Origin of the sequence: Spartinivicinus ruber (assembly GCF_011009015.1) — a bacterium.
GTDB lineage: Bacteria > Pseudomonadota > Gammaproteobacteria > Pseudomonadales > Zooshikellaceae > Spartinivicinus > Spartinivicinus ruber.
Map to the genome: position 1 here is coordinate 1,431,301 of NZ_CP048878.1, position 17,274 is coordinate 1,448,574.

General features: G+C 41.9%; 14 protein-coding genes. All 14 read left to right on the plus strand.

The annotated features are described in order from the left end of the window. Positions 1-55 precede the first annotated feature (55 nt). The 14 genes from nusA to tssG all read left to right on the plus strand — a co-directional run bounded on the left by nusA (position 56) and on the right by tssG (position 17,229). A complete protein-coding gene (nusA, locus tag G4Y78_RS06980; protein ID WP_163832348.1) occupies positions 56-1,552 on the plus strand; it encodes a transcription termination factor NusA in 1,497 nt (498 codons plus the stop codon). 26 nt (positions 1,553-1,578) lie between these two features. Continuing rightward, positions 1,579-4,098: a translation initiation factor IF-2 gene (gene infB, locus G4Y78_RS06985; RefSeq protein WP_163832349.1), complete on the plus strand. Its 2,520-nt coding sequence runs from the start codon at positions 1,579-1,581 to the stop codon at positions 4,096-4,098. A gap of 46 nt (positions 4,099-4,144) precedes the next feature. Next, positions 4,145-4,558 (plus strand): 30S ribosome-binding factor RbfA, encoded by a 414-nt coding sequence (gene rbfA / locus G4Y78_RS06990; protein ID WP_163832350.1) that lies wholly within the window; start codon positions 4,145-4,147, stop codon positions 4,556-4,558. Positions 4,559-4,561: 3 nt separating this feature from the next. Next, on the plus strand, positions 4,562-5,503 hold the full coding sequence (gene truB / locus G4Y78_RS06995) for a tRNA pseudouridine(55) synthase TruB (RefSeq protein WP_163832351.1): 942 nt from the start codon (positions 4,562-4,564) through the stop codon (positions 5,501-5,503). Between the two features lie 148 nt (positions 5,504-5,651). Further along, on the plus strand, positions 5,652-5,921 hold the full coding sequence (rpsO, locus tag G4Y78_RS07000; protein ID WP_163832352.1) for a 30S ribosomal protein S15: 270 nt from the start codon (positions 5,652-5,654) through the stop codon (positions 5,919-5,921). A gap of 332 nt (positions 5,922-6,253) precedes the next feature. Next, the gene (gene pnp, locus G4Y78_RS07005) at positions 6,254-8,341 is read left to right on the plus strand and encodes a polyribonucleotide nucleotidyltransferase (RefSeq protein ID WP_163832353.1); all 2,088 of its coding nucleotides are present in this window, start codon (positions 6,254-6,256) and stop codon (positions 8,339-8,341) included. Between the two features lie 280 nt (positions 8,342-8,621). Continuing rightward, on the plus strand, positions 8,622-8,912 hold the full coding sequence (locus G4Y78_RS07010) for a PAAR domain-containing protein (RefSeq protein WP_163832354.1): 291 nt from the start codon (positions 8,622-8,624) through the stop codon (positions 8,910-8,912). Positions 8,913-9,213: 301 nt separating this feature from the next. Next, positions 9,214-9,993 (plus strand): SapC family protein, encoded by a 780-nt coding sequence (locus G4Y78_RS07015; protein WP_163832355.1) that lies wholly within the window; start codon positions 9,214-9,216, stop codon positions 9,991-9,993. Then, on the plus strand, positions 9,990-11,636 hold the full coding sequence (tssA, locus tag G4Y78_RS07020) for a type VI secretion system protein TssA (RefSeq protein ID WP_163832356.1): 1,647 nt from the start codon (positions 9,990-9,992) through the stop codon (positions 11,634-11,636). The genes G4Y78_RS07015 and tssA overlap by 4 nt, the downstream gene beginning before the upstream one ends. Positions 11,637-11,689: 53 nt before the next feature. Further along, a complete protein-coding gene (gene tssB / locus G4Y78_RS07025; protein WP_163832357.1) occupies positions 11,690-12,190 on the plus strand; it encodes a type VI secretion system contractile sheath small subunit in 501 nt (166 codons plus the stop codon). A 25-nt stretch (positions 12,191-12,215) separates the two neighbouring features. Next, positions 12,216-13,700, plus strand: a complete 1,485-nt coding sequence (tssC, locus tag G4Y78_RS07030; protein ID WP_163832358.1) for a type VI secretion system contractile sheath large subunit — start codon at positions 12,216-12,218, stop codon at positions 13,698-13,700. Positions 13,701-13,787: 87 nt separating this feature from the next. Beyond that, the gene (gene tssE / locus G4Y78_RS07035; protein ID WP_163832359.1) at positions 13,788-14,204 is read left to right on the plus strand and encodes a type VI secretion system baseplate subunit TssE; all 417 of its coding nucleotides are present in this window, start codon (positions 13,788-13,790) and stop codon (positions 14,202-14,204) included. Positions 14,205-14,467: 263 nt separating this feature from the next. Further along, the gene (gene tssF, locus G4Y78_RS07040; RefSeq protein WP_163832360.1) at positions 14,468-16,249 is read left to right on the plus strand and encodes a type VI secretion system baseplate subunit TssF; all 1,782 of its coding nucleotides are present in this window, start codon (positions 14,468-14,470) and stop codon (positions 16,247-16,249) included. Then, positions 16,213-17,229 carry a type VI secretion system baseplate subunit TssG gene (gene tssG, locus G4Y78_RS07045; RefSeq protein WP_163832361.1) on the plus strand — a complete coding sequence of 339 codons (1,017 nt, stop codon included), beginning with the start codon at positions 16,213-16,215 and terminating at the stop codon, positions 17,227-17,229. The genes tssF and tssG overlap by 37 nt, the downstream gene beginning before the upstream one ends. Positions 17,230-17,274 lie beyond the last annotated feature (45 nt).

Sequence of the window (17,274 nt, forward strand, 5' to 3'; positions counted from 1 at the left end):
AGATTTTCTCTAATCAGGCGCTACGGGGCAGCTTGGGCAAAATGCGAGGCGTAACATGAGCAAAGAGATTCTGTTAGTTGTCGACTCGGTATCCAATGAAAAAGGGGTACCGCCAGAAGTCATTTTTGAAGCAATTGAGGTTGCTTTGGCAACTGCTACAAAAAAACGTTACGACACTGAGATGGATGTTCGAGTCTCAATTAATCGTGCGACAGGTGACTATGACACTTTCCGTCGTTGGTCTGTTGTTGAAGATGAAGACTTTGACAGCCTTGGCACTCAACTGACTGTTGAAGAAGCTCAGGAAAAAGATAGCTCTTTGCAAGCCGGAGACTATTGGGAAGAGCAAATTGAGTCTGTTGAGTTTGGCCGAATCGCTGCCCAAACGGCCAAGCAGGTTATTGTTCAGAAAGTAAGAGAAGCTGAGCGTGCCCAAATTGTTGAAGCTTACCGAGAAAAGCTAGGAGAGCTGGTAAGTGGAACGGTTAAAAAAGTGACGCGAGATAACATCATAATTGACCTGGGTAATAATGCAGAAGCTTTATTACCCAGAGATCAACTAATTCCGCGGGAATCATTTCGAGTGGGTACTCGAGTTAGGGCTTTGCTTCACGAAATTCGCAAAGAAAATCGAGGCCCGCAATTAATGCTCAGCCGGGCATGTTCTGAAATGTTGATTGAACTGTTTAAAATTGAAGTGCCAGAAATTGCAGAAGAAGTGATTGAGGTTAAAGGCGCTGCTAGGGATCCAGGCTCCAGAGCCAAAATTGCAGTTAAAACTAATGATGGTCGGATTGACCCTGTAGGTGCCTGCGTCGGTATGCGTGGAGCTAGGGTTCAGGCAGTTTCGGGTGAGCTAGGTAATGAGCGGATTGATATAGTGCTTTGGGATGATAATCCCGCTCAGCTAGTTATTAATGCGATGTCTCCTGCTGAAGTCGCCTCAATTATTGTTGATGAAGACACTCATGCAATGGATATTGCTGTGGCGGAAGATAACCTGGCACAGGCAATTGGCCGTAATGGTCAGAATGTTAGGTTAGCTAGTGAGTTAACCGGTTGGACCCTCAATGTTATGACAGAGGAAGAAGCTAACAATAAGCAGGCACAAGAAACAGGCGATATTGTTGGTCAGTTTGTTCAGCAGCTAGATGTAGATCATGAAGTTGCTGAGCTACTTGTAGAAGAAGGTTTTACCAGCCTTGAAGAAGTGGCTTATGTGCCACTAGAAGAAATGCTAGAAATTGATGGTTTTGATGAAGAGATTGTCAACGAGCTGCGTCAACGGGCAAAAGACAAACTACTCACCCAGGCAATTGCTTCTGAAGAACAGCTAGAAAGTGCTCAGCCAGCGCAAGATTTATTAGAAATGGATGGTATGGATAAACATTTGGCTTATGAATTAGCCAGTAAAGGGATTGTTACCATGGAGGATCTTGCTGAACAGTCAATTGATGATTTATTAGAAATTGAAGGCATTGATGAGGCACAAGCTGGTGAATTAATTATGACTGCGCGAGCGCCGTGGTTTGAAGACGGGCAGCAACAGTAATAACCACGGGGAGAGGAGATTAGTTGATGGCAGAAGTGACAGTAGAACAACTAGCCTTAGTAGTCGGCGCTCCAGTTGAGCGTTTATTAAAGCAAATGAGTGAGGCTGGTTTACCACAAACTAGTCCAGAGCAAGTTGTATCAGATAAAGAAAAACAAGCCTTACTGGCCTACTTAAAGCAAAGTCATGGTGGTTCTTCAGCAGAGCCCAAAAAAATCACCATTAAGCGTAAAACAGTAAGTCAGTTAAAAGTTTCTGGCCAAGGTAAAAGTAAGACAGTTAATGTAGAGGTTCGTAAAAAGCGAACTTATGTGAAGCGTAATCTTGTTGCTGAAATTGAAGCAGAGAAAAAGCGTCTTACTGAGGAAGCTGAGCAAGAGAAGCTGGCAGAAGAAAAGCGCCAGCAAGAGAAAAAAACGAAGGCAGAGACTGAAGTTAGTAAGAAAAAAGAGCCTGCTCGCCAAGAAAATAAAACAAAGCCCAAGAAAGAAAAGCGCACTGATACTGTAGCTCCTGCTCCTACAGCAACGCCAGCAGACTTGGAAGCTCAGGCTGATCCAGGACGTGGTAAAGGTAAAGGGAAAAAAGGCCAGGATAAATCTTCTGCAGCACCAGCTGGTAAGCGTAAAGGTAGAGGTCGTTTTGAACGTGATGGCTTTGAAGATGGCTCAGAAGAATTAGGTCGTAGAAAAGGTGGCGGCCGTCGTGATGCTAAAGGCAAAGCGAAAAAGATAAAGTTAGTTGCTACTAAGCCAAATATTCATGGTTTTGCTAAACCTACACAGCCTGTTATTCATGAAGTAAGCCTACCTGAAACTATCACAGTAGCTGAACTGGCGCAAAAAATGTCAGTGAAAGCGGCAGAAGTGATTAAGGCTATGTTCAAAATGGGTTCAATGGTTACTATTAATCAGGTGGTTGATCAAGATACTGCAGCAATTGTGGTTGAAGAAATGGGTCACAAGGTGAAGCTGGTTAAAGCCGATGCCATTGAAGATACCCTTGAAGATGAATTGACACAAACGGTCGGTGAAGAAACTAACCGTGCACCAGTAGTCACTGTAATGGGGCACGTTGACCACGGTAAAACTTCTTTATTGGACTACATCCGTAAAAGCCGAGTGCAATCTGGTGAAGCTGGTGGTATTACCCAGCATATAGGTGCCTACCATGTGAAATCAGGTGATAATTTCATTACCTTCCTGGATACACCTGGTCACGCTGCGTTTACTGCGATGCGGGCGCGTGGTGCAAAAGCAACAGATGTAGTAATTCTGGTTGTTGCTGCTGATGATGGTGTTATGCCTCAAACTGAAGAAGCAATTCAGCACGCTAAAGCTGCCGAAGTACCAATCGTTGTTGCAGTTAACAAGATGGATAAGCCTGAAGCAGACCCTGATCGAGTTAAGAACGAACTCTCTGCCAGAGATGTTATTCCTGAAGATTGGGGCGGTGATACTCAGATGATTCCAGTTTCTGCACATACTGGTGAGGGTATTAATGAGTTGCTCGAAGCAGTGCTTTTACAGTCTGAACTGTTAGAGCTGAAAGCTTCTCCTGAGTCTCCAGGGCGTGGTGTTGTTGTTGAGTCTCGCTTGGATAAAGGGCGTGGGCCAGTAGCCACGGTATTAGTACAAAATGGTACCCTACGCCAGGGCGACAATGTTCTGGTTGGTCAACAGTATGGGCGGGTACGTGCCATGCTGAATGAAGTAGGTGTGCAAGTTAAAGAGGCTGGGCCATCTATACCTGTAGAAATTTTAGGTCTTGATGGCACACCGGATGCGGGTGATGAGCTGCTTGTTGTAAAAGACGAGAAAAAAGCCCGCGAAATTGCGTTATTCAGACAGGGCAAATATCGTGAAGTGAAGCTAGCACGTCAGCAGGCGGCTAAGCTCGAAAGCATGTTTGCCAGCATGGGAAGCGATGAGAAGAAGACACTTAATATTGTACTTAAAGCAGACGTGCGTGGTTCTCTAGAAGCTTTAACTTCTGCACTTACTGAGTTAGGTAATGAAGAAGTTGAAGTAAAAGTTGTATCTAGCGGTGTTGGTGGAATTACTGAAACAGACGCTAACTTGGCACTTGCTTCCAGTGCAGTTATCTTTGGTTTTAATGTTCGTGCAGATGCCACGGCGAGAAAAATTGTTGAAACTGAAGAACTTGATATGCGTTATTACAGCGTTATTTATGACATCATTGATGATGTGAAAAAAGCGCTAACAGGCATGTTAAAAGCCCAGTTTAGAGAACAAATTGTAGGTGTGGCAGAAGTTAGAGATATCTTTAGATCACCTAAATTTGGTTTAATTGCTGGTTGTATGGTAGTGGAAGGTACTGTTTTCCGTAACGAGCGCATCAGGGTACTGCGTGATAACGTGGTTATTTATGAAGGTGAGCTTGAGTCATTACGTCGCTTTAAAGATGACGTGAATGAAGTTCGAAATGGTATGGAATGTGGTATCGGTGTGAAGAATTACACTGATGTCAAAGAAGGCGACAAGATAGAGGTTTATAAATCTATCGAAGTAGAGCGTTCCTTATAATACCCGGCATATCGGGTATATTTTATAGTTAGAGAGCATTATTTGAATGGCAAGAGAATATAGCCGAACCCAGCGTGTTTCAGATCAACTTCAGCGAGAATTGGCAAGCTTGATTCAGCTGGAAATTAAAGATCCTCGTTTGGGTATGGTCACGGTCAGTGCTGTTGAAGTGACAAAGGATTTAGCTTATGCCAAAGTCTTTGTTACCTTTTTAGCAATCAATGACCAACAACCAGTCGATGAAAAATTAGAGGTATTAAATCATGCGGCAGGCTTCTTGCGTTCATTGCTCGCGAAGTCCATTAAGCTAAGAACAATACCCCAGCTAAGCTTTTATTATGATGACAGCATCAGCCGAGGGCAGTATCTATCCAACTTGATAGATAAGGCCATGGCTTCTGATAACCAGCATCACTCAGCTGAGTCTGATCAAGATAATAGTAACCAAGAAGCGGAGTAAGTAGTGGGGCGTCATCGTCAACGGGGCAGACCTGTTAGTGGTATTATTCTTATTGATAAACCCCAGGGTTTAACCTCTAATCAAGTTTTACAACAAGTAAAGCGTTTATATGGAGCTGCAAAAGCAGGCCATACGGGTAGTTTAGATCCACTAGCAACAGGGGTTTTGCCTATTTGTTTGGGAGAGGCTACTAAATATTCTCAATATTTGCTGGATGCTGACAAAGGCTATCGCACAACTGCAACTTTGGGCACTAAAACTACGACGGGTGATGCAGAGGGCGACATTATTGAAGAAAAGCCTGCTGCTCACATAACTGAAGCAGACATTGATAACGTGTTGCCTCAGTTTATGGGGGAAATTCAGCAAGTGCCGTCCATGTATTCTGCTATCAAAGTTGATGGTCAGCCACTCTACAAACTGGCACGTCAAGGTGTGGAAATAGAGCGTAAGGCTCGTACAGTACGCATTTATTCGTTAAAAAAATTACAGTACTCAACTCCTCAATTGGAGCTAGAAGTGCTTTGTAGTAAAGGCACTTATATTCGTTCATTGGTTGAAGATATTGGTGAGCAGTTGGGTTGTGGTGGTTATGTTAGCCAACTACGTCGTTTTAGTGCTGGCCCTTATGATGAAGAGCAGCTGTATACTTTTGAACAATTGCAACAAGTTCGTGATGAAGGTGGTCATCAAGCGTTAGATGAGCTGCTGTTACCGGTTGATACAGCAGTAATGCACTGGCCTGAAATTATTCTTACTGAAACGACAGGCTTTTATGTGCAGCAAGGCCAGCCGGTTACTGTATCCAAAGCACCTGCTGCAGGTTGGGTTCGCCTTTACCTAGGGAAGCAACGACAGTTTATTGGAATTGGCGAAATTGATGATGAAGGTCGAGTAGCACCAAGGCGACTGGTAAAAACCAATAACTCAAATACTAGTGTATAAGTTTTGATACTTTGTTAGAATACGCTCGCCTGATAACTATTTAACGTCGGGCGAAGTTACGGGCAGCTGTAAATATGCGTGGCTGCTTCACTTAACGATGCTAATTAAAGCATTAATAAATTGACTACTGCATATTGAGGAAATTGCAATGGCATTGTCTGCTGAAAAAAAAGCACAAGTAATTAAAGATTACCAAGTTAAAGAAGGTGATACTGGCTCACCTGAAGTTCAGGTTGCTTTACTGACTGCTAACATTGAAGGCTTACAGTCTCACTTTAAAGCACACATTCATGATCACCACTCACGTCGTGGCTTGATTCGGATGGTTAACCAGCGTCGTAAATTACTTGACTACTTAAAAAGAAAAGACGTTGAGCGTTATCGTACATTAATTCAGCGCTTAGGCCTGCGCCGGTAATTCAGGCGCTGACTAAGCTATGCGCCAATCGACTGCTCATAATATGAGGCTCAGTCGTTATTCTACACCGCTAAAGCATTACTGCTTTAGCGGTGTTTTCGTATTAAAAAATAGATTTATCTGACATACCCAAAGCCTGGCTGTCAATGGCAGGGGCATAAAGCTGGACTACTGTTACTCGCTGGCCAACCCTGCTGGCTATAATAAAACCTCTTCATCCCCGCCAGAATGATGAGCACCATTGCAGAAAGGTCTAGCCAAATGGTATAGACAGAGCTAATAACAATTATTAGTTAGCATTTATAGATATTTATAGATAGAAGGATAATCCTGTGAATCCGATAAAGAAAACATTTCAATTTGGTGATCAGACAGTCACTATGGAAACTGGTCGTATAGCAAGACAGGCTAGTGGTGCAGTGATGGTCACAATTGGTCAGCTAGCTGTGCTTACCACTGTTGTTGCTGCAAAAACGGCTCAAGATGGCCAGGATTTTTTTCCGCTATCTGTTCATTACCAGGAAAAAATGTATGCAGCTGGCAGAATTCCTGGTGGCTTTCATAAGCGTGAAGGTCGTCCAAGTGAAAAAGAAACCTTAACGTCTCGACTAATTGATCGTCCTATTCGTCCTTTATTTCCTAAAGGCTTTATGAATGAAGTACAAGTTATTTGTACAGTGGTTTCAACTGATAAAAAACAAGATCCAGATATCGCTGCATTGATTGGTACTTCCGCTGCTTTAGCATTATCTGGAGTGCCATTTAATGGTCCAATTGGTGCTGCTAGAGTGGGTTTTGTTGAAGAGCGTGGGTATATTTTAAACCCAACTTATCAAGATCTTGAGCAATCAGAATTAGACATGGTAGTGGCTGGTACTTCAGAAGCCGTATTAATGGTTGAGTCTGAAGCTGAAGAACTCACCGAAGATGAAATGCTTGGAGCAGTGCTTTTTGCCCATCAAGAATATCAAACTGCTATTCAAGCAATTAAAGAGTTTGTAGAAGCAGCACAAGTAACTCCATGGGAGTGGCAGCCTGCTGAAGAAAATACTGCTTTAATTGAAGCGATTAAAGCTGACTTTGAACAATCAATTGCAGAAGCTTATAAAATCACCGAAAAAATGCAGCGTTATGATCGCTTAACTAATTTACGTGATCAAGCAGTAGAAAAACATGCTAATGAGGAAGCTGGTGTTACAGTGAATGCAGTAACTGCAGCCTTTGCTTCGATAGAGAAAAAGTCGGTAAGACAAAGTGTGGTAAACGGTTTACCAAGAATTGATGGACGTGACACTAAAACAGTACGTCCACTGAATGTTGAAGTAGGTGTATTACCTAAAACACATGGCTCTGCTTTATTTACCCGTGGAGAAACGCAGGCATTAGTGGTAACAACTCTTGGCACCACAAGAGATGCACAAATTATCGATTTTCTTGAAGGTGAGAGAAAAGAAAATTTCTTAATGCACTATAACTTCCCTCCTTACTCTGTTGGAGAGTGTGGGCGAATGGGAGGTACTGGACGTCGTGAAATTGGTCATGGCCGTTTAGCCCGTCGTGGAATTCAAGCAATGTTGCCAAAGGGCGATGAGTTTCCTTATACCGTACGTGTTGTATCGGAAATTACTGAGTCAAATGGCTCAAGCTCCATGGCTTCTGTTTGTGGTGCTAGCCTTGCGTTAATGGATGCTGGGGTACCATTGAAGGCGCCGGTAGCAGGTATTGCCATGGGGTTGGTTAAAGAAGACGACAAGTTTGCTGTATTAACTGATATTTTAGGGGATGAAGATCACCTTGGGGACATGGATTTTAAAGTAGCTGGTACTTCTGAAGGGGTTACCGCACTACAAATGGATATTAAAATCCAGGGGATTACTGAAGAAATTATGGAAGTGGCATTAGACCAAGCAAAAGATGCTCGCTTACATATTCTTGAGGAAATGAATAAGGTTATTAGCAAAGGCCGCACTGAGCTATCTGAGCATGCACCTACAATGCTATCAATGAAAATTGACTCAGATAAAATCCGTGATGTTATTGGTAAAGGTGGTGCCACCATTCGCTCAATTTGTGAAGAAACGGGTGCTTCAGTTGATATTGATGATAGCGGTGAAATAAAAATTTTTGCTGATAATAAAGAAGCAGCCAAAAGAGCAGAAGATCGGGTAATAGAAATTACCTCTGAAGCTGAAATAGGACAGATTTATCAAGGCAAGGTGACTCGTGTCGTTGATTTCGGTGCTTTTGTTAGCGTATTACCAGGTAAAGAAGGCCTAGTACATATCTCGCAAATTTCTAACCAGCGAGTAGAAAAAGTGAGTGATCACTTGAGTGAAGGGCAGGAAGTTACTGTTAAAGTAATGGATATTGATAATCGTGGTCGGATTAAGTTGACTATGAAGAATCTTGAGACAGCCTAAGGGTCGCTCAATCTAATATATAAATTATAAAAGGGTCTCATGACCCTTTTGTTTTTTTTAGGCTTATATTAAAGCTACTTTAAGCTGAACCTTCTAAAAACTCTTTGCTTCATTTTCCTTGTAAAATCCTCTTTACTATTCCAAGCTACCCTAGTGTACTACGTAAGTAGTATAAAAATGCGATTCCATTGTTGTTAATATTCGTATATCAGCAGTAAATCCTTCATGAAGGATTTAATATTTCGCGATAGTAGATAGTAATAGGTCTGGGAGTCATTTTATGCCAGCAGCAACTCGACTTGGTGATATTTGTACAGGGCATGGTTGCTTTCCTCCTCGTCCCTCAGTAACTGGCAGTGCAAATGTTGTCATTAATGGTAAACCAGCAGTAAAAATGGGTGATATGTATATGTCCCATGGTTGCTCTAATTGTCCTCCACATCCAGGTTCTTTAGCTGGGGGCTCATCTTCTGTTGTTATTAATGGTTCACCTGCCGGCCGTGTGGGAGATTCGATTAGTTGTGGTGGATCAGTGGCAATGGGCAGCGCCGATGTTTTTATTGGTGGTTAAATCTGTACGGCATTAAATGTACACGCCTCTTATCAACATTGCTCAATTTTTCAGTCTTTAGTCTAACCTTTGGAGAGAATGCTTAGGCATGGCTAATAATTGATAGGCTGTATCTGACTAATAAATAACATGCTGTATTTATTGGTTGATTATAAGGGGTAATATTTGATAGTTATATGTCAATTGTGTGACAGAATTGAGTGGTTAATTTCATATAGCAAACACAAAGCAGTGATTATCTGATTACTTATTAGTCTGAGGCTTAAGTTCGTTTACCTCCATTAAGCAAAGAAGACAGAGGATGAGCCAAAAAAACTACGCTTTTTATCAGCATATAGTGCCGTTACGAGCAGCAGAGCATCAGGTGCTGAAAATTGCTGAAAACTATCAGTATGGCTTTGCTAAATCAGTTAATGCGGTGTATCTCGCTGATATAGAATTTAATCAGGCGTGTAAATTTTATCCAATAGTTTTTGTTCAGCACGAAGACCAGATCCAACCCAGTGCTCTGCTTGGTTTAGAACATGAAGTGAATTTGTTTGTTAATGATAAAGGGGTGTGGACTGTTAAGTATATCCCTGCTTATATACGGCGATATCCTTTTATTTTGGCTGACACTCCTGAAAATGCTAATGAATTAATTGTCTGTATTGATGATGCAGCTCCGATGTTAGTTAAGTCAGCAAATACCAGTGCGATTAAAGCTCAAGGATTGTTTTCTGAAAAGGGTGAAAATAGCGAGTACTTGCAAAGTAAGGTTGATTTTTTGAAGCACTTTCAACAAGCCAGTGCTTCAACCCAAACATTTTGTCAAAAACTGAAGGCACTAGATTTATTTGAGCCAATGAACGCTCAAATAAGTATGTACAAAGGGGATAACTTATCCCTTACTGGCTTTATGGTTGTGAGCAAGAAAAAGCTGCAAGCATTAGCTGAATCACAACTTAGAGAATTAATCGCAACTAATTATATGCAGTTGATTTACGAACATTTAAGCTCTCTCAGCAATTTAAGTACGTTAGTTGATAAAACTGCAGCGCTAAGAACGATTAGGAAGGCTAGAGAGGCTGGTAGAGCATGACATTGGATGTAGAGAAGTTGTTGGCGATTGCTACTAAGTCACTACCTGATACCGCTCCCCCCGCATCAGAAGCACGTTATGCAACCAGCTATGAAACTGCAGAAGAGGAAGTTAGCAAAGTTGGTTCACTCACTGATCAAGGCTCAGCCAATTGGCGCAAAGTTGTTGAATCCTGTAGTGAGCACTTAACCAATCAATCCAAAGATATTTTAATTGGTTGCTATTTAGCTCGAGCATTATTCGAGCAGCATAATTTAGCTGGAGCCATTACTGGTTTTAAAATAGTGGCTACTATGTGTGACGCTTTGTGGGATGTGATGTTTCCGCCAAAAAAGCGGATGCGTGCCAGGGGTAATGCCATTGAGTGGCTCGTGGATAACTTGGTTCCGGGGTTTGAGCTCTGGCAGCCCACACCATCAGATAGGCCACAGTTAAATGAATTGGTTGATATTATTCAACAACTGGAGTCTTCCTTACCCGATAAAATGGGTGATCATGCCCCAGCAATGGGCGAATTAAGAAGGTTATTGGTCACCAAGCTGGAATCTCTTCCAGCAGAACCAGAACCTGCCCCCGAGCCTCAGTCCACACCAGCTGAAGAAGTAAAGGCCAGTGAGGAGCTAGCACCTGCATCATCAGCTATCGCACAATCTACCCCAGCGAAGCCTGCGTCAACTCCTTCCTCTGCTACCAGTTCAACTGCTGCTTTGGCACCGATAACAGGTGATATTGTTAACGAGCGTGATTGCCAAAAAGCTATCCGACAGGTGCAAGATAGAACACGTATAATAGCCGATTACCTTCGCCAGGCTAAGTTGGATAGCCCATTAGCTTATGAGTTAAATCGACAAGCAACCTGGATGAATATCTGGCAGTTACCCCATCATCAAAATGGTTTAACTCAGCTCATGCCAGTGCCAAAAGACAAGCGCGAACAATACGACCAAATGTTGGTTAATGGTGAATATCGGGAGTTAATTCCTGAAGTCGAAACCAGTATTTCAAAGGCTCCGTTTTGGTTAGATGGCCATCGGCTGGTAGCTGAAGCATTACAACAGTTGGGATTTATTGATGCTAGCCGAGCTGTGGTGATGCAGCTAGGTTTGTTTTTGGAAAAATATCCAGAGCTAACCAACCTGCAGTTTAAAGATGAAACACCTTTTGCAGATGATGATACTCAAGACTGGATCAAATCAACTGTTGCTGTAGCTTTAAGTGGTGGTGGGGTGAATACTGGAACTATTAGTAGTGCTGAGCAGGATAAAGAGCCTTGGCTAGTTGCTTATAAAGAGGCAAAAGAATTGACCAAGCAAAAGCAAATTCCTGCTGCCTTGGGGGTGTTTCAGCACGGTATTCAGCAAGCAGCCTCAGGCAGAGAACGGGTTTACTGGCAACTGCAGCAAGCACAGTTTTGCTTTGATTTAAAAAAATATGAGCTAGCCTGTCCTTTATTAGAAGCAATTGACCAGCAGCTAGGTGAAAGCAATTTATATCACTGGGATAGTGAATTAACCATACAAACCACAGTGATGTTGCTAAAGTGTTATAAAAAACTATCAAGTAAAGACTTGGATAAAGCCCGAGTTGACCAGTTGCAAGCGCGTTTGTGTTGTTTGGATATGGCTGCGGCTTTTGATTTATAGCCCAAAGTATGCGTGATTTATAGGTAATAGTAAGTAATAGAGGGAAATGAAAGATGGCTAAAGAGGGTTCAGTAGCACCAAAAGAGCGAATTAATGTCGCCTACAAGCCTGAAACTGGTGATGCCCAAGAAGAAATCGAATTACCCCTAAAAGTCATGGTGGTAGGTGACTTCACTCACCGTGAAGACGATCGTCTAATTGAAGAGCGTAAGCCTTTCAATGTGGATAAAGACAACTTCAATGATGTGCTTAAAAGCCAGCGGGTAACGATTGATCTAGCTGTGCAAAATACCCTGGTTGACAACCCAACTGAAGACGACGAGTTAGGGGTTAATTTACGCTTCGAGAACATGCGTGACTTTGAGCCAGAAAGTATTGTCAGACAAGTGCCTGAACTGAATCAGTTGCTGGAATTAAGAAATGCACTGGTAGCGCTCAAAGGACCTTTAGGTAATGTACCTGCGTTTCGTAAGGCAATTCAAGGAGCGCTGGCTGATCCCGATTCACGGGAAACCATCTTAAAAGAGTTGGGCATTGAAGGCATCGCAGAGTAAGTGACTAATTGGCTAGGAGAGTACAATGGCTGATTCACCAGAAACAAAACCGGAACAGACTGCCCAGGAATTAGAAGGTGGTTCTTTGCTGGACTCCATTGTTCAGCAAACCAAGATGAAGCCTAATGATGAAGGCTATGATGTGGCAAAAAAAGGTGTAAGTGCCTTTATTTCTGAACTGCTAAAGCCACAGAATAAGGAAGAGCGGGTCAATAAAAACTTGGTTGACCGAATGATTGCTGAAATTGATGCCAAGCTAAGCAAGCAGGTTGATCAGGTTTTACATCATGACAAATTTCAGTCCGTAGAGTCATCATGGCGGGGCTTGAAATTATTAGTTGATCGCACTGATTTTCGTGAAAATGTAAAAATTGAAGTGCTGAATGCTTCAAAGCAGGATTTATATGATGACTTTGAAGATGCACCAGAAATCACTAAGTCTGGGTTATATAAGCTGGCTTATACTGCAGAATACGGTACCTTTGGTGGCCAGCCAGTAGGCGCTATTATTGCCAATTACGAGTTTTCGCCAAGTGCCGCTGATGTAAAACTATTACAAAATGCTGCCAGCGTTTCTGCTATGTCCCATGCGCCGTTTATTGCTGCAGCAGGCCCTAAATTCTTTGGCTTGGATAATTTTGAAGGGTTACCAAACCTGAAGGATTTAAAATCTATTTTTGAAGGTCCACAATTCGCAAAATGGCATAGCTTTAGAGAGTCAGAAGACTCTCGTTATGTAGGTTTAACTATGCCTCGTTTCCTGCTTCGTCAACCTTATGATCCAGAAGACAATCCAATAAAGGCATTTGAATATAAGGAAGACGTATCAGCCAGTCATGAAGACTATCTATGGGGTAACACCGCTTATACGTTTGCTACCCGGCTAACGGATAGTTTTGCTAAGTATCGCTGGTGTCCAAATATTATTGGCCCTCGCAGTGGTGGTGCAGTAGAAGACTTACCAGTTCACCTATATGAATCTATGGGTGATATTGAAATGAAAATTCCCACCGAGGTTTTAATATCTGACCGACGTGAGTTTGAATTGTCTGATGAAGGCTTTATCCCACTCACTATGCGTAAAGGCAGTGATAATGCTGCATTTTTCTCGGCAAACTCCGTACAAAAACCGAAAAATTTTGGTAATAGTCCAGAAGGTAAAGCCGCTGAGCTTAACTATAAGTTGGGTACACAGTTGCCGTATATGTTTATTATTAACCGTTTGGCTCATTATCTAAAAGTGCTACAGCGGGAGCATATTGGTAGCTGGAAAGAGCGTACTGACCTAGAACGTGAGCTAAATAATTGGATTCGTCAATATATTGCTGATCAGGAAAATCCATCTGCTGAAGTCAGAAGTCGTCGACCATTGCGGGCTGCTAAAGTAACTGTCTCGGATGTCGAGGGGGAGCCAGGCTGGTATCGAGTTGGTTTATCCGTTAGACCACACTTTAAGTATATGGGCGCTGATTTTACCCTATCGTTAGTTGGTAAATTGGATAAAACCTAAAAATATAGCGTTATTTAGTCAGAAAGTAAGATCGGCCTTAGGGCCGTTCTTACTTTCTGGCAACTGCTAAATCTGCAGGAATGTATTATGGCCTCAGAATTGCGCTTATTTGAGCGAATCCAAAATGCTGAAGCAAAAAGCCATTACACTATGGCATTTGATGAGCGTAAGTTACATCGCTCTGTTCTTGCTCATGTCCAGGAAATGCTAAATGTGCGGGAAGGCAGTGTGATGGCATTACCTGAATACGGTATGCCAGACTTTAACGATTTGGTATCCCAGTTTCCAGATGCAATAAGCGAGATTAAAAAAGCAATTGAAGAATTTTTAACTGAATACGAGCCGCGTTTGTCGTCAATTCGAGTGAAACACTATGATGACCCGGATAACCCGTTGGTGCTACGTTTTCATATAGTCGCTGATGTCGAGCTTGAAGAGAAGAAAACTCGAATTACTTTTGAAACGGAGTTGGCAGGGACAGGGTATGCAACGGTTAAAGGCTAAATCCTCTTCGGGAATGACTTTTAGGGGGTGTTGTCTGCATTCTTCACCCCAGTCACCTATTAGTTATAGGCTCCTGTGGCTTCATCACTTGACGGCCTGGCTAGCAATTTTTAGCTCAATTCATGTTGTTATCGTTAGCCTCACAGTAGTGGCAAGAACCATAAAAGTCCTTCACTTTGAGGATTTCCTGAAAAATGTTTTTAAATAAAAAATGACTGAAAAAAATAACAGTGTAAAAGTGGGTTACGGGCTAAGAGGTTGCTGTGGCTTTTAATAAGTACTTCCAAGATGAACTGGCTGCTGTTCGGGAACTGGGAAAAGAGTTTGCGGAAAAAAATCCACGTTTGGCACCATTTTTATCGGTGCGTGAGCAAGATCCTGATGTTGAGCGACTAATAGAAGGGTTTGCTTTTCTAACCGGAAGGCTTCGCCAAAAACTGGAAGATGAACTACCGGAATTATCTCACTCGGTTATGAGTTTATTATGGCCTAATTTTCTTAAACCAGTGCCATCGATGAGTATTATCCAATTTCGGCCTGATAGTAGTATTTCTGATAAATACCCAATTAAACGTGGAGCTAGAGTCGCTTCCTCTCCAGTGGATGGCACCCGCTGTACCTTTAAAATAGCTTATGATGTCGATCTTTATCCTTTTGATTTGACCGGTTTAAATTACCGTCAGCAGGCTGTTGGTAGTAGCATTCAATTGGACTTTCAGTTAGTCGGTAATGCGGTTTTAAGTGAAATAGATCTGGATTATTTAAGGTTGTTTTTACATGGCGACTTCAATATTAGTTTGACCTTGTATCATCTGTTTGTCAGGCATATAACTAAAATCGAGTTTGTGTTAAAAAATGGTGAAGAAACCATTGCCCTCCAGTTAGATAAATCATCTGTTTATCCGGTGGGTTTTGCTGAGAATGAAGCACTATTGCCTTATTCAGATAACACTTTTTTAGGCTATCGATTAATTCAGGAATATTTCAGTTTACCTGAAAAATATTCGTTTATAGATATTCGTGGCCTAAGTAAGCTGTATCAAAATGAAAGTATTAGTGATTTGCTGCAACAGGCAAAGCAGTTTTCTCTTAATATTTATTTTGATCAGAGCATCGAACGGCAGAATGTGCCTAAAAAGGAAAATATTCAGCTATTTTGTACTCCGGTTGTTAATTTATTCAGCCATGATGCAACGCCGTTACGGATGGATCAACGGCGTACAGAGTATCGTATTCTACCAGCAGGTGAAAATCCTTTACATTATGAAATTTACAGTGTTGATAAAGTAGTGGGGTGGGGTCATAGTGATCGTTTACGGCGCGATTATAAACCATTTGAATCATTTGACCATGCCACTAGTTTAGGGGGTAATCAGCAGGATATTTATTATCGAACCCGGTTAAAAAGCTCTGTGACTCAACAGGGAGTGGATACCTATCTGTCGTTTGTTTCCCATAATGATGAAGATTTATCTCCACAGGCTGAAACTATTTCGGTTGATTTAACCTGCAGTAATCGTGATCTACCACAAAAGCTGTCTATTGGTGATATCAAACAAACTATGGGAGAAACCCCGGAATTTGCGCCTTTTACGAATATTACCAAAGTTACTCACTCGTTCACCCCACCATTGGATAAAGGGTTTCACTGGCGGGTGATTTCTAATATGTCTTTAAATTATGTGTCGTTGGTGAATGTGGCGGCATTGCGAAGTGTGTTGTCGACCTATGATTACCGTAGCTATTACGACCGACAATATGCCAAAGTCAGTAAAAGCCGCTTAGAAGGTATTGAAGAAATTGAACACTTTAATATTGATCGGCTTTATAAAGGCTTACCCATCAGGGGAATTAAAACCCGCCTACATTTACGGGAAAGTAAATTTGCCAATGAAGGAGATATGTATCAGTTTGCCTCGGTTTTAAATGAATTTTTTGCCCTGTATGTGTCATTGAATTCATTTCATATGTTAGAAGTCGTTGGAATTGAGAATGGGGAGATTTACGAGTGGGAAGCGAGAATAGGCCAACAACCCATTCTTTAATGGATGAATTACTGGCGAAAGGCAAACACTATGCTTTTTTTCAAGTGGTTCATTTATTAAATAGCCATTATTTGCCAAAAACCGAAAAACAAACGGGCATAGCCCCTGAGCTTCGTTTTCGGGCAAATGCTACCTTAGCCTTTCCTCCTAGTGATTTGGCAGAAATAAAACATAATAATGGTGAATTTGAGCATTTTCTATTGACTGTGAATATGATGGGGCTTTACGGCCCGGCTTCACCTTTACCTGCTTTTTATAGTGAGCAAATTGTCCAGAATGATCCCGAAAATCATCCTATTCGGGATTTTATGGATGTCTTTAACCATCGTTTTATCGAGCAGCTGTATGAGTGCTGGAAAAAATACCGCTATTACTTGAATTATGAAAAAGGGGCGCTGGATTCTTTTTCTCAGCAAATGTTTTCCCTGATCGGCTTGGGAGACATTGAACTACGGCGGCAAACCCACTTGCATTGGCATCGTTTATTGCCGTATTTAGGCTTGTTGAGTATGAAAAGCCACTCGGCAGGCATTATGTCAGGTATCATAAGACACTATTTTCGTCATCGGGCGGTCTATATAGAACAATGCAAATTGCGAGTAGTGAAAATCAGTGAAGATCAGCTAAACAGTTTAGGTGCAGCTAACTGTGAAGTTGGGATGAACCTGGTACTAGGGGCCTCAGTGAGAGACCGATCAGGCAAATTCCGGGTAGTGATTAAAGATTTAACCTTGGAAAAGTTTGAGCGTTTTTTGCCTTCTGGTGACTACTACAAACCTTTGCATGAGTTGATCCGTTTTATTCAGCGGGATCAATTAGAGTACGACATTAAACTTGGGTTGCGAAAATATGAAGCACCCAAACTAGAACTGAAAGAAAGCTCAACCTGTAAACTGGGATGGTCAACCTGGTTGGGAGAGCATTTGGATGATGACAGCCATTATGAAGTGGTATTACCTAGTTTTATAGGATTTCAGTAATTCTGCTAGGATAAATTAAATAGAAATAATGAATATAGGTAAGGT

Excerpts from the sequence above, each read along its gene's own strand:
- nusA (WP_163832348.1), top strand. The coding sequence starts at position 56 with ATGAGCAAAGAGATTCTGTTAGTTGTCGACTCGGTATCCAATGAAAAA.
- rbfA (WP_163832350.1), top strand. The coding sequence starts at position 4,145 with ATGGCAAGAGAATATAGCCGAACCCAGCGTGTTTCAGATCAACTTCAG.
- tssC (WP_163832358.1), top strand. The coding sequence starts at position 12,216 with ATGGCTGATTCACCAGAAACAAAACCGGAACAGACTGCCCAGGAATTA.
- G4Y78_RS07010 (WP_163832354.1), top strand. The coding sequence starts at position 8,622 with ATGCCAGCAGCAACTCGACTTGGTGATATTTGTACAGGGCATGGTTGC.
- tssA (WP_163832356.1), top strand. The coding sequence starts at position 9,990 with ATGACATTGGATGTAGAGAAGTTGTTGGCGATTGCTACTAAGTCACTA.
- rpsO (WP_163832352.1), top strand. The coding sequence starts at position 5,652 with ATGGCATTGTCTGCTGAAAAAAAAGCACAAGTAATTAAAGATTACCAA.
- G4Y78_RS07015 (WP_163832355.1), top strand. The coding sequence starts at position 9,214 with ATGAGCCAAAAAAACTACGCTTTTTATCAGCATATAGTGCCGTTACGA.
- tssB (WP_163832357.1), top strand. The coding sequence starts at position 11,690 with ATGGCTAAAGAGGGTTCAGTAGCACCAAAAGAGCGAATTAATGTCGCC.
- tssE (WP_163832359.1), top strand. The coding sequence starts at position 13,788 with ATGGCCTCAGAATTGCGCTTATTTGAGCGAATCCAAAATGCTGAAGCA.
- infB (WP_163832349.1), top strand. The coding sequence starts at position 1,579 with ATGGCAGAAGTGACAGTAGAACAACTAGCCTTAGTAGTCGGCGCTCCA.